This is a genomic window from Streptococcus equi subsp. zooepidemicus, from assembly GCF_015689395.1.
Lineage (GTDB): Bacteria > Bacillota > Bacilli > Lactobacillales > Streptococcaceae > Streptococcus > Streptococcus equi.
The window spans coordinates 198,686-217,627 of sequence record NZ_CP065054.1; the positions used below are offsets into that span (position 1 = coordinate 198,686).

Annotated in this window: 15 protein-coding genes and 1 other RNA gene; 14 read left to right on the forward strand and 2 right to left on the reverse strand. The window is 42.6% G+C overall.

Annotated features, from left to right (window positions below):
- Nucleotides 1-245: 245 nt before the first annotated feature.
- Nucleotides 246-1,922, forward strand: coding sequence for an FIVAR domain-containing protein (locus tag I2432_RS10395; RefSeq protein ID WP_206158922.1), 1,677 nt, complete (start codon nt 246-248; stop codon nt 1,920-1,922).
- A gap of 134 nt (nt 1,923-2,056) precedes the next feature.
- On the forward strand, nt 2,057-6,016 hold the full coding sequence (locus tag I2432_RS01095; RefSeq protein ID WP_206158923.1) for an NPCBM/NEW2 domain-containing protein: 3,960 nt from the start codon (nt 2,057-2,059) through the stop codon (nt 6,014-6,016).
- 195 nt (nt 6,017-6,211) lie between these two features.
- Here the strand turns inward: I2432_RS01095 and I2432_RS01100 are convergent, their stop codons facing one another.
- A complete protein-coding gene (locus I2432_RS01100) occupies nt 6,212-7,057 on the reverse strand; it encodes a DUF975 family protein (RefSeq protein WP_012677289.1) in 846 nt (281 codons plus the stop codon).
- 220 nt (nt 7,058-7,277) lie between these two features.
- Here I2432_RS01100 and tgt point away from each other — a divergent pair, with 220 nt between their 5' ends.
- The 8 genes from tgt to tadA all read left to right on the forward strand — a co-directional run bounded on the left by tgt (nt 7,278) and on the right by tadA (nt 13,544).
- Entirely contained in the window at nt 7,278-8,420 is a 1,143-nt protein-coding gene (gene tgt / locus I2432_RS01105) for a tRNA guanosine(34) transglycosylase Tgt (protein WP_206158924.1), read from the forward strand.
- A gap of 429 nt (nt 8,421-8,849) precedes the next feature.
- On the forward strand, nt 8,850-9,941 hold the full coding sequence (locus I2432_RS01110) for an LPXTG cell wall anchor domain-containing protein (protein WP_206158925.1): 1,092 nt from the start codon (nt 8,850-8,852) through the stop codon (nt 9,939-9,941).
- Nucleotides 9,942-10,283: 342 nt separating this feature from the next.
- Complete coding sequence (locus tag I2432_RS10400) at nt 10,284-10,460, forward strand: putative holin-like toxin (protein ID WP_269457116.1); 177 nt, start codon at nt 10,284-10,286, stop codon at nt 10,458-10,460.
- A 333-nt stretch (nt 10,461-10,793) separates the two neighbouring features.
- Complete coding sequence (locus I2432_RS10405) at nt 10,794-10,931, forward strand: putative holin-like toxin (RefSeq protein WP_080332469.1); 138 nt, start codon at nt 10,794-10,796, stop codon at nt 10,929-10,931.
- Between the two features lie 386 nt (nt 10,932-11,317).
- Nucleotides 11,318-11,629, forward strand: coding sequence for a CHY zinc finger protein (locus tag I2432_RS01125; RefSeq protein WP_206158926.1), 312 nt, complete (start codon nt 11,318-11,320; stop codon nt 11,627-11,629).
- A gap of 3 nt (nt 11,630-11,632) precedes the next feature.
- The gene (locus I2432_RS01130; RefSeq protein WP_164336088.1) at nt 11,633-12,172 is read left to right on the forward strand and encodes a biotin transporter BioY; all 540 of its coding nucleotides are present in this window, start codon (nt 11,633-11,635) and stop codon (nt 12,170-12,172) included.
- Nucleotides 12,173-12,270: 98 nt separating this feature from the next.
- The gene (locus I2432_RS01135; RefSeq protein ID WP_206158927.1) at nt 12,271-13,053 is read left to right on the forward strand and encodes an MBL fold metallo-hydrolase; all 783 of its coding nucleotides are present in this window, start codon (nt 12,271-12,273) and stop codon (nt 13,051-13,053) included.
- Nucleotides 13,050-13,544: a tRNA adenosine(34) deaminase TadA gene (gene tadA, locus I2432_RS01140; protein ID WP_042669878.1), complete on the forward strand. Its 495-nt coding sequence runs from the start codon at nt 13,050-13,052 to the stop codon at nt 13,542-13,544. Before I2432_RS01135 ends, tadA begins: the two co-directional genes overlap by 4 nt.
- A gap of 109 nt (nt 13,545-13,653) precedes the next feature.
- Here tadA and I2432_RS01145 read toward each other — a convergent pair whose 3' ends face one another.
- Nucleotides 13,654-14,874 carry a transglutaminase domain-containing protein gene (locus I2432_RS01145; protein WP_206158928.1) on the reverse strand — a complete coding sequence of 407 codons (1,221 nt, stop codon included), beginning with the start codon at nt 14,872-14,874 and terminating at the stop codon, nt 13,654-13,656.
- Nucleotides 14,875-15,073: 199 nt separating this feature from the next.
- On the opposite strand from I2432_RS01145, the gene ffs reads away from it, so the two are divergent.
- From ffs to hasB, 4 genes are all read left to right on the forward strand, one after another.
- An RNA gene (ffs, locus tag I2432_RS01150) (signal recognition particle sRNA small type) lies at nt 15,074-15,169 on the forward strand.
- 40 nt (nt 15,170-15,209) lie between these two features.
- Nucleotides 15,210-15,830 (forward strand): hypothetical protein, encoded by a 621-nt coding sequence (locus I2432_RS01155; protein ID WP_043038431.1) that lies wholly within the window; start codon nt 15,210-15,212, stop codon nt 15,828-15,830.
- Between the two features lie 377 nt (nt 15,831-16,207).
- Nucleotides 16,208-17,461, forward strand: coding sequence for a glycosyltransferase family 2 protein (locus I2432_RS01160; protein ID WP_206158929.1), 1,254 nt, complete (start codon nt 16,208-16,210; stop codon nt 17,459-17,461).
- Between the two features lie 257 nt (nt 17,462-17,718).
- The gene (gene hasB, locus I2432_RS01165; RefSeq protein ID WP_206158930.1) at nt 17,719-18,924 is read left to right on the forward strand and encodes a UDP-glucose 6-dehydrogenase HasB; all 1,206 of its coding nucleotides are present in this window, start codon (nt 17,719-17,721) and stop codon (nt 18,922-18,924) included.
- Nucleotides 18,925-18,942: the final 18 nt, after the last annotated feature.

An 18,942-nucleotide genomic window follows, 5' to 3' on the forward strand; every position in this document is an offset into this window, starting at 1 on the left:
CTATTGACAATAAAAAATGTTATAGACCAGATTGGTGTCTTTATCTTTGTTATATTTTTAAAAAATTTAACAAAAAACCCGTTTGTATCTTGACTTTTCTTGAAATTTTTTGTAAATTATAAGTGATATTTGAGTGTCACAATCAGGCTAATATCAGAGTGGCAGCTACTAGTGATAGTAGCTGTGATATGACACATATTGCTATTGTTCGAGCTTGCTAGGGCTCTAGAAAAGGAAAAAGAAGAATGAAGAAATTCACGAAACGGTGTCTTAAGGGCTGCGGTCTTGTTGGATTAGTTTTCAGCACAGGACTGGTTGCCTTGTCGGATAATATTGATAGCGCTTTAACAGTAGGGGCGGAAGAAAAGATTGAAGCATTTGATCCACAAACAGGTCAACATGTGAACTGGCATATAGATATGCCCAAAAATTATGCAGTTGAATTAGGAGAACCAATTACTATCTCAGATCTTATGAGTCAAATTACAGTCACTCGTGAAGATAGTAACGGAAGGGTTAGTGAGGGAGAGACTTTTGATTTTATTACCAATGGAAAGGAACCAAGAATCATAGCAGCTCCTGGTGTTGATATATGGTTTGAATTCTATAGTGGTAATGGTCAAAAGCTTTTAAATGATGATATTTTAGCTTCAAGTGAATATAGTGTACCAGGAGGTTATTATACTATCCAAGTTCGAGTATACTACGGAAAACAAGACGTTAGGAAGTACTTTATCACTAGTTTACAAAATTCTAAGAGCGATAAAACTGAATTAAAACAATCTCTTGCTACTGCTAACGAAAAGTTACAGGCTCCTGAGGGAACGTATTCTGAGGAATCACTACAACATTTACAAGAATCAGTTTTCCTTGGTCAAACCTATTTGAACAGTGACCCTGATCAAACAAAGGTAAATGAAGCACAAAAGACTATTGACTCCGCTGTTTCTGGTCTTGTTGATCTTACTGCCTTAAATACTGCTGTTAATCAAGCAACACCATTGTTAACAGATGGCAAAGAGTATCCTAAAGAAGCGTATGACGGTCTTGTGCAAAAGCTTGCAGCGGCAGCTAAGCTTCAAAATTCATTTAACCCATCACAAGAAGACGTTAACAAGGCTACGGCTGATTTAACGCAAGCTCTTACGACGCTTAAGACTGCTGTAGCGCATGAAGCCTTAGATCAAGCCTTGGCTAAGCTGTTAGAGCTTTACCGAGAAAATCCAAACCTTGCTTTGACATCAGAGTCTTTGAAGGAATTGTACAATAAGGCCATTGAAGCAGCAGGCACCTTCTATAGAACTGTTAGCAATGATAAGAAGAGAGAGGGAATTTCCCTTTATGAGCTAGAGCGCTACACTACAGAAACAAACTCAGTTGTTGATACTATTTTAAAGGTAAAGGCTGCGATTGCCGAAGAAGGAAAGGCAAAATTGCGTTCTGCTTTAGACCAATTAAATGCTCTTATCGGAGAAAATCTAGACCTATCTCCATATACAGCAGCTTCTGCTCAAGCCTATACAGACCAGCTAGCTAAGGCTAAGGAGGTCGCAGCAGCGGGTGAGACAGCTTATGCTCAGGAGACAGAACCGACAGCTATTACTAACAGCTTGGTTAAGGTGTTAAATGCTAAGAAATCCCTCTCAGATGCCAAGGCAGCCTTGGTTGCTAAACCAGTCGACCCGGTCGATCCAATCGACCCAGCGGATCCAGTAAAACCATCAGATCCTGAGGTTAAGCCAGAGCCTAAACCAGAATCTAAGCCTGAAGCTAAGAAGGAGGACAAGAAAGCAGCTGATAAGCAGCAAGTGCTTCCGGCAACTGCTGATAGAGCTAACCCATTCTTTACAGCGGCAGCTCTTGCAGTTATTGCTTGTGCAGGCCAGCTTGCTATTGTGTCAAGACGCAAAGAATCAAATTAACTGTAGGCGATGATTTTCCCCCTTTAATTAATTTCCTATAGTACGATATCTTTGTTGGACTGATTATCAACTGTAATGGTTGGTGGTCAGTCTTTACTTTGCTTAAATGTTTTATGTTTAAAGGAGAAGACCCCATGTTCAAACCCTATACTGATGGTAAGCAGCGCTTTGCCATTAAAACCTTTAAAACAGGCACAGCTTCTGTTTTGGTTGCAACCCTATTTCTAACACTGGGGCTGACAACCGTTTCTGCTGATGAGCAGCAAGCAACAGCTAGTGCAGCTACAGCAACCGCGCTAGAAGCAGAGGAAGCTGCCAATCAACAAACAGCTGACCAATCAACAACCGCCGCGCAAGACACAGCAGCTGAGAGATCCTCAGAAACGCTGTCCGTAACAGTTACCGCCAATACTGAAGCAAATGACTCTAAAAGTCAAGCAGCCACAGCAGAGCAAGCTACTGAGGCTTCCACCGAAGAAACCACAAATCAGGAGCAGACAGAAGTATCACAAGCAGTAGAGACCACCGATAAGACTGAAACTAAGGACTATATCTACTTATCAGATGAGACACGTGTCAACCCGTCCAAGGTTGGGCATGGCAGCTTTTTACAGGACAAAAACCCTGCCGGTGGCACCATTACTCTAGTAGTTGATGGCGAGGTGCTTGCATTTGATAAGGGAATTGCTGTACATGCTCCTTCCCAGCTTTATTATGATGTTGAACAATACTCCAATGAATACACACGTCTATCAGCCTACCTAGGAGTTGATTACAGTAGACGTGGTAAGGGCGACGGTGTTAGCTTTAACATCTATAAGTCTAAGGACGGGAAAAATTGGGAAAGCCTGGTGACAACTGGTACAGTAACTGGAGCTAGTGAGGCTGTTTATGTTGACCTAGACATTACAGGTGCTAAATATGTAAAGCTAATTGCAAATTCACTAAAAAATAACGGTAATGACCACTCTGTTTATGCAGATCTCAGGTTGCTCAAGACAGATTATGATTTATCAAGCGAGGTGTCTTATGACAGGCTAAAGACAACTGAAGAGTATGATGCCCTTCTCAGCAAGAACAGTGTCACAGATAATTATGATAATCCAGACAATTTGGCATTAGTGCTTGAGCGCGAATTTGTCAATCGTGTCGGCTACCACACCATTCAATCTGCTGTCAAGAAAAATGAAAAGGTCAAGGTCGCTCTTGATTGGCTATTGTCAGATGAGGACGCTCTGTCACTGTTTTTAGAGGCAGGCTCGATGTTTAACGGCTCTACCCTAAAAACCTTGAACGCCTTAGGAGACCTTTATGCTACTAATAAGGCAGATTTAGAGGACAAGGAAAATGGCTATGTCTACAAAAAAATGATGCTGGCGACCGCTGTTGCTTACTGCAAGGAGATCAAATCCTTTGTGGTTAACTATGGTGGTGCCTACCTTGCTTCTGACCCAGTGCTGAAATATCAAGCCTTTAAGGAATTGTATCGCGACAACGAATTCTTAAGGAAAGAAGAATTCGCCAACTACAATATGGAGTTGGTGCGTGCTGTTATGGATGCCAAAATAGATGACGAGGAAATTCTATGGCTGCACCATTACGCCGAACAAAAATATGGAGATAAGGTTGCTAGCTATACCAGTGGCTACTCTTATACGAAATACAAAAACATCGGCTATGGTGGTGCAGACATGCGCAGCGCTGACAATCAAGCTCAATGGACAGAAAAATACCAGCTCGTTGGCACCCTCAATGACGATGCCTTTAATGTTACTTATGACAATCGTCATCGGATCTGGATGCTGATGGAAAAAGGAGCTATTTGTTGGGGGTTATCAAACTTAGGTGTAGCAGTCAATGAGGTCTTTGGTATTCCAGCGGTCAATATTTATCAAAAAGGTCACGAGGCTTATTTGGTTTACCGTCAAGATGATCAGGGCAACGGGATTTGGGATATTAGAGACAGTGTTTATGGTAATCGCTGGGCAATCTCTTATTCTCGTTGGGGAACCACAACAGCAACAGAGGCTAGACTCTTGCTTGGCTGGGGCCTAAAATCCTACAATGACATTCATAAAAACGCTAGCTACATGCTACTGGCGCAAGCAGCCTTAAACCAATACGATAAGTTTAAGGAATCGCTTTATTATAATCTCATCGCTAATGTCTACAAGGCTGGCAGTGATCAACAGATTGAGGCCTACAGTAAGGCTTTAGATGTACTAGAGCTTAATCTAGATACTTACGATGGCTTGATAGAGGCCTATGCAAAAAATGGCCAAAAAACAGATCAGGACTGGCTGGACTTAGGAAGGCGTGTCATTGCAGCTTACACCTACTATCCACAGGTCATGGTAGAGGCTATCAAGCGTATCACGCCTAATATCAGCGATCAAGCAGCTAAGGCTGAGCTAGATTTACTGAGCTATAACGCCCTAATCGCAGCCAAAACAGCAACTGATAAGGAAGTGCTCCAATCTAATGAGGTTAGAATTATCGCCAACTATATCCTAACGGGCAATCCAATCGAAACAGCAAGCTTTAGCTTTGATGACAAGACCCTTCGTTTGCATGAGAATTATCAGGATACAGATTTGACAGTCCGCTATTCTATTGATAATGGAAAAACATGGCTTGAAACCAAGGACAAGGTTATCGTTTTTAGTGATGATCTTTTGACTAAGCTTAATGTAGAGGACGGTATTTTAGTTGGCTTTGACGCGGTATCGGCTACCTATAGGATTGACCTGACAAAAGCAGCAGCACCGACTAACAGCAGCCTTTATGGCAATGACTTGGAAAATCGCTTGATTGGTGCTATTGAGTATTTGGAGGTTAGTCTAGATAATGGACAATCTTGGCAGGCTTATGATGGCACAGAGCGCTTCAATGACAACATCACAGTTCTTGCTCGCTATCAGGCTCATGGTACCAGTCTAGCAAGTGACAGCGTTACTTATACCTTTACCACAGACAGCACTGATGCTACAATGCACTACATCTCGATTGATGATATTCAGGCGGTGACCTATGCTAATGAGCAATCAGGCAGATCTGGCAAGCACATGGTAGATGGTAGAGATATGGCTACCCAATGGCATACCTTATTTAATCAGGTTACTGAGGACAAGTCATATACTGTTGAGTTTAAGGACGATAAAAACTTCTCTGCTATTGCCTATCTCCCAGGAGGTGTTAATGGTATGATCCATTCTGCAAAGGTCGACATCAGCTCAGACGGTAAGGTCTGGACAACGGTTGTCGATAGCACTGATTGGAAGCAAAATACTGAGCTAAAAACAGTCAGCTTTACACCAACAACAGGTCGATTTGTTAGAATAACTGCCTTAGACACCTATGGAAAGAGTAGTGGACAGGCCAATAAATTTGTCAGCGGCTCTGCTTATCGCTTCTTTGAAGATATCTCTAGCCCCATTGCAGCACCGGTTAGAAATGACATTCTAGCGCTTAAAGACGGTATTTTAACCATTCTAAAAGAGACCAATACAGCTACCAAGGAGATTGAGAGCTTTGCTATTACAAATAGTGGTCTAACAGCGGCAACAACTGAAAAAAATCAAGCAATCCAAGGCAAGATTTTAGAGACAATCAAGGACTTAGAGCTCACAGGGACTTATTACATTACTCTTGAGAACACTGGTACTTATGATGACTTAGCTGATTTGCTAAACCATCAGCTTGTTATTACTTATCAGGATAAGACAACAGGTCCATTATATGTATTGGCGATGAACAGCCTGTCCTCAGGCGATCAGGCCTTAGATGCTGAATATAGCTTAGGCTTGATCAAATCAGCCTTAAAATCAGTCTTAGAGTCAGAGCACGTTGACCTCAAAGCCTTTAAGGGCTTATCAATCTCTAGTCAATTACCAGCAGCAAAGACAGCTGTTAATACCGCCTTAATGGAAAAGCTACATCAGCTTCTTCCGGGAGATTATTTTATTGACCTAGCAGGCCTGCCAACAGCAGCCTCAATTGATGAGCTATTAGATAGCCAGCTCTTTATTTACTATCGTGAGAGCCATTGGACGACTGGCTATGCCTTAGACCGAGGTGCTTTTCAGCAGCTCTAGGATAGCCTTGGATTAACATTGCTAAAAGAGGGCCTGTAAGTACGCCTTCCAACCGTTAGATGTGTCATCTAGCTTTGGATAGGCAACTGATGGGCTCCTCTTTTTTACTATAAAAAAGTTATCAAAGGTCATGCAAAAAACCTCTATGTCTACTCTGAACAAGGTCATGAGAGACATAGAGGCATATCGTTAAGGCTAGCTAATAGCAGATGGGGCTTCTTTTGAGCCTGTGATAGTGAGTCTTTCAGCATCTATCGGCAGCTCTGTTTCATCGTGAATGTGCTTTAAACGGTGGTAAAAGGTCACATCAGCAGTGGTGTAATAAGGCAGTACGTAGATATAGAGCAGGCCAAAAGACAAGATCACTAGGATAAACCAGCCAATAAAGCTAAGGTGCAGTAAAAAATACTTTCCTTTGTAGCCTGAGATCATGTCCTTGCTCTCTTCGATTGCCGTAATAGCACCCAAATAGGTGCCTTCCTTGACCTTGTCATAGAGAATGTACTCAGCCATGCTGTAAGCACAATAACGATTCATATAGACAATAAGTCCGACAATAAAAATCACAAGACCAACAATCATAAAGATGATTGGAGTCATCACAGCAGCACCAGTATTGTAGCTTGTCAGTAATGCCGCAGAGCTAATCGTTAGGATAACCAAGCCAACAATCCAAATCAAAGACCATAGGACAAATAAAAGCCATTTGATGATCAACAAAACAAGAACCTTGCCAAACAAGTTTCCAGAAAAAGCTATCGTTGCCTCTGAAAAAGAGACCTCACGACGATAGTAGCGGATAACCTCTAGCATGGTATAGGCTGCTGATAAGGTAAAGACCGTCAGCATTATCAGAACAATCAAAGGAAAGTAGCTTGCCCCGACTGATACCTCAATCCCCTGAGTAGTCACATAGGTCTGATGAACCTCAATTCCTGAGTAAAAAATAGATAAGATAATCGGTACTAAAAATAAGAGGTATTTCCCCTTTAGTCCCTTTAAAGTCTGCCTAGCTTCACGTTTTATTTCTCTAATTGACATCGTACAACTCCTTTGGTACATTATACCATATTCTAGGAGCCAGTGATACCCATACCGTCATTGTTCAGAGCTATTGTCTCTTTGAGGGCATGACAAGTCAGGGATTTTTTGATAAAATGATAGGGCTCTAAACAAGCCCATACCGCTTGGCTAAGTGCTTTGTAAGTGGTATGCAAAACGCTCAAGACTGTTTATCTTGATAGCAAGGAAAAAAGAAACAATGACTAATTATCCTATTACTTATCGTTTGATTAAAAAGGAAAAGCACACAGGTGCTCGTCTCGGTGAGATTATCACCCCGCATGGGACCTTTCCGACTCCCATGTTTATGCCGGTAGGGACACAGGCGACGGTTAAGACACAGTCTCCTGAGGAGCTCAAGGAGATTGGGTCAGGTATTATTTTATCAAACACCTATCACCTATGGCTAAGACCAGGAGATGAGCTGATTGCGCGTGCAGGTGGTCTCCACAAATTTATGAACTGGGATCAGGCAATCCTGACAGACTCAGGCGGCTTTCAGGTTTACTCCTTGGCAGACTCCAGAAATATCACTGAGGAGGGGGTGACCTTTAAAAATCACCTGAACGGCTCAAAGATGTTTTTATCACCAGAGAAGGCTATCTCTATTCAAAATAACCTAGGCTCTGACATTATGATGAGCTTTGATGAGTGCCCGCAATTTTACCAGCCCTATGATTATGTGAAAAAGTCAATTGAGCGCACCAGCCGCTGGGCAGAGCGTGGTCTGAAGGCCCATCGTCGTCCTCATGACCAAGGCCTCTTTGGTATTGTGCAAGGGGCAGGCTTTGAGGATCTGCGTCGTCAGTCTGCTGCGGACCTGGTGGGCATGGATTTTCCGGGCTATTCTATCGGTGGCTTGGCAGTTGGGGAGAGCCATGCTGAGATGAATGCCGTCCTTGATTTCACAACGCCCCTTTTGCCTGAAAATAAGCCACGCTACCTGATGGGAGTCGGTGCGCCTGATAGCTTGATTGATGGGGTGATTCGTGGGGTTGATATGTTCGACTGTGTCCTGCCAACGCGTATCGCTCGCAATGGTACCTGTATGACAAGTGAGGGACGCCTGGTGGTGAAAAATGCCAAATTTGCAGAGGACTTTACCCCACTGGATCATAACTGTGACTGCTACACCTGTCAGCATTACACGCGTGCTTACCTGCGTCATCTCTTAAAGGCTGATGAGACCTTTGGCATGCGCTTGACCAGTTATCATAACCTATACTTCTTGGTCAACCTCATGAAGCAGGTGCGTCAAGCTATCTTGGACGATAACCTTTTAGAGTTTCGTCAGGATTTCCTTGAGCGCTATGGTTACAATAGCTCAAGTCGCAATTTTTAAGCATGACAGGGCCAAAGAGCAGTGAGATCTAGTCTTAAATCGTATAAAGGTCTAGGCTTTCGCCTAGGCCTTTTAAGCTTGCCTATCAAAAGAAGGCTTTCTTTAAAAGTCATCAGGTATCAAAAAACATTAAAAAATCTAACAACAGTAAAAGACAAAGCCAGATTATCCTCGTTGCTTACCCTTTATCAAAACGGATAAGCTAATGAAAAGCTCGCTAACATAGGCAGTCTTCCTAAGCTAAAGGCCAATGCCAAAAGACACTAGCGTCAGACAATTGACCCTTTGATTAGAAAAAAAAAAAAAAACGAAACTACGGAAGCGAATTCCTCAAAACATATTCACAGCCCGCAAGTGTCATGTTAAGATTTTCTTTGGAAGAAAAAAGATTAGAAATCGTTAACATTTCTAAACTAAAAGGAGAGAAACATGAAGAATAAGAAAACAAGTATCAGGCTTGTTCAGAAGTACGGTATCTGCTCGGCAGTTGTCGCCCTAGCAACCATAGCTAGCTTAGGGGGAGCCGGTAACGTAAAAGCAGAAGACTTTACGTATCCTTCGATGTATAATCAAGGATATTTCTTTCAAAAGTTCATAAAAAACGAAATACTTAAGCCTGGTTCTGGTAGCTCAAGTGACTGGGAAACTTCGACACATTATAACAATGGTCGAATGTTAGAAAATGTTTTAAGATATCTATGGCGAGTGGAGCAATTTTTAAAAAAATCGACAGGCCAATCAGAGCAATTATACAAATTGTATGAGAAAGATTCATTAGGGATACCAGGCCCTCAAGGTCCAATGGGTCCCGCAGGTCCGCAGGGCTTAAAGGGTGAGCAAGGTCCAGTAGGCCCTGCAGGTCCTCGAGGCGAACGAGGTCCACAAGGAGCGCCAGGCCAACAAGGACCAAAAGGCGATACTGGTCCACAAGGAGCGCCAGGCCAACAAGGACCAAAAGGCGATACTGGTCCACAAGGAGCGCCAGGCCAACAAGGACCAAAAGGCGATACTGGTCCACAAGGCGAGCCAGGTCAACAAGGACCAAAAGGTGATACTGGCCCACAAGGCGAACCAGGTCAACAAGGACCAAAAGGCGACACCGGTCCACAAGGCGAGCCAGGTCAACAAGGACCAAAAGGTGATACTGGCCCACAAGGAGCCCCAGGTCAGCAAGGACCAAAAGGTGACACCGGTCCACAGGGAGAATCACAAAAGGTGCCAGAAATGCCAAAGGCTCCAGAAACACCGGAGAAACAAGAGCAGCCACAAGCACTAAAAAAACCAGAGACTCCAAAAGTACCTGAAAAGACTCCTGCACCAGAAGCTCCAAAGGCTTCAGAGCAGTTAGCTGGCCCTAAAGCACCAGCTCCTAAATCAGCACCAAGTAAATCAGCGTCCCCAACAGGTCAAAAAGCAGTCCTACCAGCTACAGGAGAAGCAAGCCATCCATTCTTTACTCTTGCTGCGGTTAGCGTTATTGCCAGCGCAGGTGTTCTAAGCTTAAAGAAAAAGCAAGATTAGTCATTGCATATCTCTCTAACAGATAGCTATAAAAGAGGGTCACAGGACCCTCTTTTAGTGATATGTCAGGTAGAAATAAAGGATTTTTTCGAATGCTCAGGGAAAAACAAAAGCAATTTAGACGAAATGCCAACTTGCCTCCGAAACAGTAACTGAAAAAAGAGAGGGGGCTATACTCTGTGAGAAAGAAGACCTCGTAGTTCAAATGGACAGCGCCTAAGACATCTAGCATCTTCTCTTCAGACCTATAGTCAGAGCATAAAAAAGCCGCCTGATTAGTTTAAGATTTGACGGATTATTGTGTGACTATGATATAATGGTTTTTGCAGAAAAGTTAAGGCGGTGGCTCTTATTTCTGAAAGGTGGTGGTGCCTATGGGCAATTCATCAAAATCCAACAGAAAGGAGCGATTTATTGTCTACTTACGAGGCCCTTCAGCTCATGCTTGCTTTTGGTTGCTTCTTACTTACCTTAATCAGCTTAGTTGTTGCAATCGTCATATTAAACAATAAAAAATAACCGTCTGAACTTTGGTAGGTCGACGATTATTTTTTAATAATTAAAGATATGCCACCGTCTTAAACGGTTTTGCACAGGGTAGTTGTTTAGAGCAACTGCCCTTTTCTATTGTCATTATATCCCAATAGGGAAAAATAGTCAAACGAGACCCCGTATTTTGGCTAGCTTGTTTGTTAAATTCAATTAAAGCTGAGCCTTATTAATGGATCTTTATAATCATGTTAGACTATGTTAAATTAGCCTAGCTTTCTCATGTGATTGTGATATAATGATCATTGCAGAAAAGTTAAGGCGGTGGCTCTTATTCTGAAAGGTAGGTGGTGCCTATGGACAATGCATCAAAATCCAACAGAAAGGAGCGATTTATTGTCTATTTACGAGGCCCTTCAACTCATGCTTGCTTTTGGTAGTTTCTTACTTACCTTAATCAGCTTAGTTGTTGCAATCGTCATATTAAACAATAAAAAATAACCGTCTGAACTTTGGTAGGTCGACGATTATTTTTTAATAATTAAAGATATGCCACCGTCTTAAACGGTTCTGCATAGGGTAGTTGTTTAGAGCAACTGCCCTTTTTCTGTCCTCATTATATCTCAATAGGGAAAAATAGTCAAACGAGACCCCGTATTTTGGCAGCTAGATTGGTAATCTTTTTCCCACACTCGGTTAAATCTGAACCTTCTTAAGCCAACCTTTATAGTCATATAGCTATTTGTGTGGTGCTGGTAAGAAGCAGCCGCCTATGAGGACTACCTTATGCTTTTTTGGTGTTTTTTAATGCTTTTAGTAACCCTATCTGTAAATATAGGTTGACAAAATAAAACGAATGCTTTATCCTTTTAATAAGAGGATAAGACATGAGGAACTGTTTTGGTATCGCGCTTGATCAGGAGTATCGCTGTGTGCATTATCACACAGTGTTGGATATTGTCGGCTTGAAGTGTGCTCGATGTCAGGCTTATTATGCCTGTTATCATTGTCATAACACGCTTCAAGATCATGCTTTTGAGCCGACAGATCACAAGGAGGCCTATCCGGTGATTTGTGGTCATTGCCGACAACTGCTGAGAAGATCTGATTATGAGTGTGGCAGCTGTCCTTTTTGTTTTAGCCCTTTTAACCCAGCTTGTCATAAGCATCAGGATATTTATTTTTCAAAGGAGTTATGAGATATGTTGTCAACCAAGGACTTGGTGAAGGTGGCAATGATGACCACCTTAATCATTATTTTAGGTCTTATTCCAGCGATTCCTCTAGGCTTTGTTCCAGTGCCGATTGTTTTGCAAAACTTAGGAGTCATGCTTGCTGGCTTGATCTTAGGTGGGAAAAAAGGAACCCTGTCTATCTTGCTTTTTCTAGTGATTGGTCTGTTCTTGCCAGTATTTTCAGGCTCTAGAACAACTGTTCCAGTCCTAATGGGACCATCGGCTGGCTATGTTTTGGCCTGGCTCTTTGTTCCACTAGTTTTTGCATTCTTGTACCGCAGCTGGCTAGCAAGGTATCGGTCTCTTGCTTTTTTAGCAATCTTTATTTCTGGTGTCCTGCTGGTGGATCTGTTGGGGACTATTTGGCTAGCGGTTTATACAGACATGCCGCTTACTAGATCGCTCGTTGCTAGCCTTGTCTTTATCCCAGGAGATACTATTAAGGCAGTCATCGCAACGGCGCTTGCTGTTAGCTATAAAGACAGCTTTTTAAACACCAACAACTAAATACCAAGCCTGTAAGTCCTAGCTCTTGTACACTAGGACTTATTTTTTGCTGCTATTTTTTGTTATAATAAGGGCAAAGCATGAAGGAAGGTTTTGTGATGAAGTTAACAACACTTGGTTCCTGGGGAGCCTACCCCTATCAAGATGCTGGGACGACAGCCTATCTTGTGACAGGGCATGACGGTTTTCAATTATTGATGGATGCTGGTAGTCGTTCTCTTAATGAATTAGAAAAAGAAATCAATCCGCTGGATTTAGATGCTGTTATGATCAGCCACTATCACCCAGACCATGTGGCAGACCTGGGTGTTTTGCGTCATTATTATCAGCTCTATCCCAAGCATCTTGGCAAGCCAAGGCTACTGCCTATTTATGGGCATGACGAAGATGAGGCTGAGTTTGCCAAGCTAACTCTGCCAGGTGTCTCAAAGGGCATTGCTTATCAGGTTGATGGGGTTGAAGCTCTTGGACCTTTTGACATTACCTTTATTAAGACGGTTCACCCGGTTGTGTGCTATGCTTTTCGTATTGTGGAAAGAGCAACTGGGCAGGTGCTTGTCTTTACAGGAGATACAGGTTACTTTGAGGAGCTGGCTGATTTTGCTGCGGAGGCTGATGTGTTTTTAGCAGATGTGTACCTTTATGAGGGCAATGAACATCATATGGCGCATTTGACCTCAAAAGAGGCTGGGCAGCTTGCCAGTCGTGCTAAGGTGAAGCGCTTGGTCTTGACCCATATGCCGCCTCTGCCGCCAGAGGGGATTGATCCTAAGAGGCATTTGGAGGTGCTGCGACAGCAAGCTCAAGGCTATGCTGGTCAGATTCCTGTTGATCTTGCTCTGCCACATAGGGCTTGGGATTTGGGGAGCCTATCTCAATGAGCTATTCCAAACAAGAGCAAGAGTATTTTATGCGAGAAGCCCTCAAGGAGGCTGAGAAATCGCTGCTAAAGGACGAGATACCGATCGGCTGCGTTATTGTGAAGGCTGGTCACATTATCGGGCGTGGTCACAATGCTCGTGAGGAGCGCAATCAGGCGATTATGCATGCTGAGATCATGGCTATTAGTGAGGCCAACGTGCATGAAGGCAATTGGCGTCTCTTGGATACGACTCTTTTTGTGACGATTGAGCCTTGTGTCATGTGCAGCGGAGCCATTGGGCTAGCTCGAATTCCTCATGTGGTCTATGGGGCCAGCAACCAAAAGTTTGGTGGTGCTGGTAGTCTTTATCAGATCTTAACCGATGAGCGCCTGAACCATCGTGTACAGCTTGAGGCAGGTCTTTTAGCTGATGACTGTGCCAAGCTCATGCAGACCTTTTTCCGGCAAAGGCGTGACCAGAAAAAGCAGGATAAGGAAAGTAAGGTTTAGCCCATTGAGCGATTAGCAAGAAAAAAGCCCCTTGAGAGCCTAGCACAGCTCTTTAATGGCTGGTAGAGCCATGCCATAAGCGCTTGTGCTTGTCTGTCAGGGTATTAGGCTATTGCTGATTGATAAAGCTAATGCTAAAGGTGCTGGGGTGTAGACTGTAGAAATAGCCAGCAGCATTAGGCCAATAAGCTTGAAACAGGCTATGGTAGCTGTCAGAATGCTGCTCAAGATCACTTACCATTTGGTTGTAGAGGTCCTGATTAGCAAATTGTAAGCTGGTCTGTGGCTGATTAGTCCTTAATTGCTGCTCAAGACTGGCCAGAATGTCTGGTCTATCAAAGGCAGTAAAGTAGCTGTGATTGAGCTTGGTATAGAGCAGAGAATCGTCTGAGCACTCAGGAATTGTCCAGACATCGGTCAAGGTTTCTGTCTGATTGATCACAATATCCCTGCTGGCTTGATGCGACTGCTTCATGAGCTGGTCTGGCAAGCATAAAAAGTTATAATTAACCTCTAGTTGTTTAATGGATTCGTTTTGATCAAAGACGGGATCTCCAAAGGTTGTGTCAACAGCATAGTTCTTGCCTGCAATCTGAACAGTATTCCAAGCATGAGTAAAAACGTCCTGTGATCGATCAAAGGTGACTGACCCTCGAATATAGGTGACGGGAATACCGGCCTTTTGGCAGAGAAACTGAAAGGCCTGTGCATAGCCGTTGCAGACAGAAAGATGATCAAGAAAGACACTGCGAATGTCTTGATTAGAGGCTATCAAGGCCTCATGACCCGATTGATATGCCTCAAAGGCATCTCTATTGTAGTCAGTTTGCTTGATGATCCACTCATAAAAATACCTCACGCGCTCATAGTCATTGGTTGCTGGCATGTCAGCGATGATATCATCTCCAATGGCTTGAAGCCTGTGATATGTTTGTTCGACCTCTTCTGGCAATGGAAAGGTAACAAAAGCTACCTGATCTGAACGCTCCAAGCGGTAGTTGGCTGAGGTAATCCAAAAAAAGGCAGGATTATCCATCATAAAGGCATCAATGGTTTTCATCAAGCTATGCTTAGAAGCTGGTGCTAGGCTAGTCACCTCGTGAAAGGCTGAGAGGTTATCATACAAAAGAAGGTAATTTTCCTTTTCTGCCTGACTAAGCTGCTGGTAATAATAATGTTGATCGACCTGATTAAGCACCTGCTGACGTCTTGCTCCAGTCAGGCTGAGCTGTTGCTCCTTGTCAGCAAGAGGATTGGATCTCCATGCACAGGCTGAGAGACCGACTATAGTAAGTGCTGCCAGCAGGAATAGGCTAAGCTTGTTTTTCATATCATCTCCACTCAGGTTTGTTAGTACCATTATAGCACAAGTCTAATCGAGCTTGGCTTTAAGGTATGGCCTTATTGATAGCGTTTGCTTGTTTGTTTTGATCAGCTTTGCCAGGCCTACTGCTGAGCTAATTAAGCTTTATGAGCCAGATGTGAGACGTTTTTGAAATAGGACTTGTTTTAGGGTACAACATATGCTACAATAAAAGTGGAGCAACACTTGTGCGTGAAGTGGGTCAGGGGAGGAATCCAGCAGCCCTAAGCGATGTCGGGTGTGTGCTCTTTTTTTATTTTCAAATAATGGCATTTTTTATATAATAGTGATAAGGAGTTGCTATGAGAAAATATTTGCAGATTAGGTTGTATGAGCTATCTCATTATGTTGAGATCATTATTTCCATCATCTTGGTGATTTCGTTACTAGTGCTGACAGGGCGCTTGGCCTTGACCTTGACAGGTATTTTTACCATAAAAAGTGGCATTGATACCTATTTACAGAGCTTTTTAAACCAAGCCATGAGTATTGCTATTGGTGTCGAGCTGATTAAAATGTTGAGTAAGCATACCTCAGGGACCATTATTGAGGTGCTTTTGTTTGCGATTGCTCGGCAAATTGTTGTCGCTCATGGCTCTGCTAAGGATTCTTTGTTGAGTGTCATAGCTCTTGCTATTTTATTTGCGACGCGAAAATACCTCTTTACAAGCTTTGATGATACTTCAAGCATTATCGTTCGGGGCAGTCAAAAGGTCAAAATAGCTAATGTGCTAGCGCGTGTCGAGCTGCCGGTTATTAACAAAAACGAGCTAATGCGTGATTTAATGCTGCGCCATTTGGAAGAGGAAGGAAAAACTGCAACGATTGGGGCATCTATTGCTTTTTCTGATGTTGCCTTAAGAGTAGATCATATGCATGAGGGGGTTATCACTCGCATTGAGATCATCAAGTCTCTAAAGTAACCTCTTGCCCTTATCCGTTAAGGAGCTCCTTATAGAATTGCTTTGTTACCAATATGAAGTGGCCTGATAAGGGCTGCTTTTTTGATGTCAAAAAAGAGAGCGAAAAGCGGCTGTCCAAAGCGCCTTGGTTTTGGACGGGCCATTTAGCTGCTAGCAGCAGCCACAGACTACCTCAGGTGTTATTTGTCTTTTGTAGGGAATTGATGACTGGGTAAGCATAGGCAAATCTTAGAAAAAGCTGTAATGACACTAAGATTAATCTATCTTTAATAGAATGGTAAATTAATGACCTTGTTTGCTTGCTGTGACAGATAGTATATTATGGTTAGCGTTTAAAGGCAAATTACAAAGCGCAAGAAAGGAACAATCCAATCACTATGGGAACTTTAAAAAACCTCATAACTGTTGTGGCCTTTAGTATCTTTTGGGTACTGTTGATTTACGTCAATGTTTATCTCTTTGGTGCTAAAGGAAGCTTGTCAATTTACGGCTTTTTGCTGATAGCTTATTTATTAGTCAAAATGTCCTTATCCTTTTTTTACAAGCCATTTAAGGGAAGGGTTGGGCAATATAAGGTTGCAGCCATTATTCCCTCTTATAACGAAGATGCTGAGTCATTGCTAGAGACCTTAAAAAGCGTTCAACAGCAAACCTATCCTTTATCAGAAATTTATGTTGTTGACGATGGAAGCGCTGATGAGACAGGTATTAAGCGCATTGAAGACTATGTGCGTGAAACTGGGGACCTATCAAGTAATGTCATTGTTCATCGGTCAGAAAAAAATCAAGGAAAGCGTCATGCACAGGCTTGGGCCTTTGAAAGATCAGATGCTGATGTCTTTTTGACCGTTGACTCAGATACCTATATCTATCCTGATGCTTTAGAGGAGCTGTTAAAGACCTTTAATGACCCAACTGTTTTTGCTGCGACGGGTCACCTTAATGTCAGAAATAGACAAACCAATCTCTTAACACGCTTGACAGATATTCGCTACGATAATGCTTTTGGCGTTGAACGAGCTGCCCAATCAGTTACGGGTAATATCCTTGTTTGCTCAGGCCCACTTAGCGTTTACAGACGCGAGGTGGTGGTTCCTAATATAGACAGATACATCAACCAGACTTTCTTGGGCATTCCTGTAAGTATCGGTGATGATAGGTGCTTAACCAACTATGCAACTGATTTAGGAAAGACTGTTTATCAATCCACTGCTAAATGTATTACAGATGTTCCTGACAAGATGTCTACTTACTTGAAGCAGCAAAACCGCTGGAACAAGTCCTTCTTTAGAGAGTCCATTATTTCTGTTAAGAAAATCATGAACAATCCTTTTGTAGCCCTATGGACCATACTTGAGGTGTCTATGTTTATGATGCTTGTTTATTCTGTGGTGGATTTCTTTGTAGGCAATGTCAGAGAATTTGATTGGTTAAGGGTTTTAGCCTTTCTGGTGATTATCTTCATTGTTGCTCTTTGTCGTAATATTCACTACATGCTCAAGCACCCTGTATCGTTTTTATTATCTCCATTTTATGGTGTGCTGCATTTGTTTGTCCTACAGCCCTTGAAATTGTATTCTCTTTTTACTATTAGAAATGCTGATTGGGGAACACGTAAAAAATTATTGTAGACCAGTTGACCTATGCTCTGATAAAGGGACTAAGCTAGGGAAGAACAAAGAGTTTTGATCCGACTCGAGCAGCTCATAAACGAAAGCTATCCCACTTGTAATTGAAGCTAAGAGCTTTTAGCTTGCAGCTCTATAAAGACGAACCAGAGGCTGAGTGTCAGCTTTGGTGTGAGGGCTAGGTCATTATGATCCTTCAGGTGTGGCACCTGAGCTCCGGCAGTAGCTAACTGTACTAAGGTATCAAAGGAAAAAATGAAGTGAAAATTTCTGTAGCAGGCTCAGGATATGTCGGCCTATCCTTGAGTATTTTACTGGCACAACATAATGACGTCACTGTTGTTGACATTATTGATGAGAAGGTGAGATTGATTAATCAAGGCATATCTCCAATCAAGGATGCTGATATTGAGGAGTATTTAAAAAATGCGCCGCTAAATCTCACAGCGTCGCTTGATGGCGCAAGCGCTTATAGCAATGCAGACCTTATTATCATTGCTACTCCGACAAATTATGACAGCGAACGCAACTACTTTGACACAAGGCATGTTGAAGAGGTCATCGAGCAGGTCCTAGACCTAAATGCGTCAGCAACCATTGTTATCAAATCGACCATACCACTAGGCTTTATTAAGCACGTTAGGGAAAAATACCAGACAGATCGTATTATTTTTAGCCCAGAATTTTTAAGAGAATCAAAAGCCTTGTACGATAACCTTTATCCAAGTCGAATCATTGTTTCTTATGAAAAGGACGACTCACCAAGGGTTATTCAGGCTGCTAAAGCCTTTGCTGGTCTTTTAAAGGAGGGCGCTAAAAGCAAGGATACTCCGGTCTTATTTATGGGCTCACAGGAGGCTGAGGCAGTCAAGCTCTTTGCGAATACCTTTTTGGCCATGCGGGTGTCTTACTTTAATGAATTAGACACCTATTCAGAAAGCAAGGGTCTAGACGCTCAGCGCGTGATTGAAGGAGTCTGTCATGATCAGCGCATTGGTAACCATTACAATAACCCTTCCTTTGGATATGGCGGCTATTGCCTGCCAAAGGACAGCAAGCAGCTGTTGGCAAATTATAGGGGGATTCCTCAGTCCTTGATGTCAGCGATTGTTGAGTCCAACAAGATACGAAAATCCTATTTAGCTGAGCAAATATTACACATGGCATCTAATCAAAAGCAACCTGGCCTACCATTGACGATTGGCTTTTACCGCTTGATTATGAAAAGTAACTCTGATAATTTCCGAGAAAGCGCCATTAAAGATATTATTGATATCATCAACGACTATGGGGTTAATATTGTCATTTACGAACCAATGCTTGGTGAGGACATTGGCTATAGGGTTGTAAAGGATTTAGAGCAGTTCAAAAACGAGTCTACAATCATTGTGTCAAATCGCTTTGAGGACGACCTAGCAGATGTCATTGACAAGGTTTACACGAGAGATGTCTTTGGAAGAGACTAGTCAAAAAACAAGTGGCAC

What these genes read in the sequence shown, in the direction of transcription:
- I2432_RS10395 (WP_206158922.1), top strand. Translation starts at nt 246, where the DNA reads ATGAAGAAATTCACGAAACGGTGTCTTAAGGGCTGCGGTCTTGTTGGA.
- I2432_RS01095 (WP_206158923.1), top strand. Translation starts at nt 2,057, where the DNA reads ATGTTCAAACCCTATACTGATGGTAAGCAGCGCTTTGCCATTAAAACC.
- I2432_RS01100 (WP_012677289.1), bottom strand. Translation starts at nt 7,057, where the DNA reads ATGTCAATTAGAGAAATAAAACGTGAAGCTAGGCAGACTTTAAAGGGA.
- tgt (WP_206158924.1), top strand. Translation starts at nt 7,278, where the DNA reads ATGACTAATTATCCTATTACTTATCGTTTGATTAAAAAGGAAAAGCAC.
- I2432_RS01110 (WP_206158925.1), top strand. Translation starts at nt 8,850, where the DNA reads ATGAAGAATAAGAAAACAAGTATCAGGCTTGTTCAGAAGTACGGTATC.
- I2432_RS10405 (WP_080332469.1), top strand. Translation starts at nt 10,794, where the DNA reads ATGCATCAAAATCCAACAGAAAGGAGCGATTTATTGTCTATTTACGAG.
- I2432_RS01125 (WP_206158926.1), top strand. Translation starts at nt 11,318, where the DNA reads ATGAGGAACTGTTTTGGTATCGCGCTTGATCAGGAGTATCGCTGTGTG.
- I2432_RS01130 (WP_164336088.1), top strand. Translation starts at nt 11,633, where the DNA reads ATGTTGTCAACCAAGGACTTGGTGAAGGTGGCAATGATGACCACCTTA.
- I2432_RS01135 (WP_206158927.1), top strand. Translation starts at nt 12,271, where the DNA reads ATGAAGTTAACAACACTTGGTTCCTGGGGAGCCTACCCCTATCAAGAT.
- tadA (WP_042669878.1), top strand. Translation starts at nt 13,050, where the DNA reads ATGAGCTATTCCAAACAAGAGCAAGAGTATTTTATGCGAGAAGCCCTC.
- I2432_RS01145 (WP_206158928.1), bottom strand. Translation starts at nt 14,874, where the DNA reads ATGAAAAACAAGCTTAGCCTATTCCTGCTGGCAGCACTTACTATAGTC.
- I2432_RS01155 (WP_043038431.1), top strand. Translation starts at nt 15,210, where the DNA reads ATGAGAAAATATTTGCAGATTAGGTTGTATGAGCTATCTCATTATGTT.
- I2432_RS01160 (WP_206158929.1), top strand. Translation starts at nt 16,208, where the DNA reads ATGGGAACTTTAAAAAACCTCATAACTGTTGTGGCCTTTAGTATCTTT.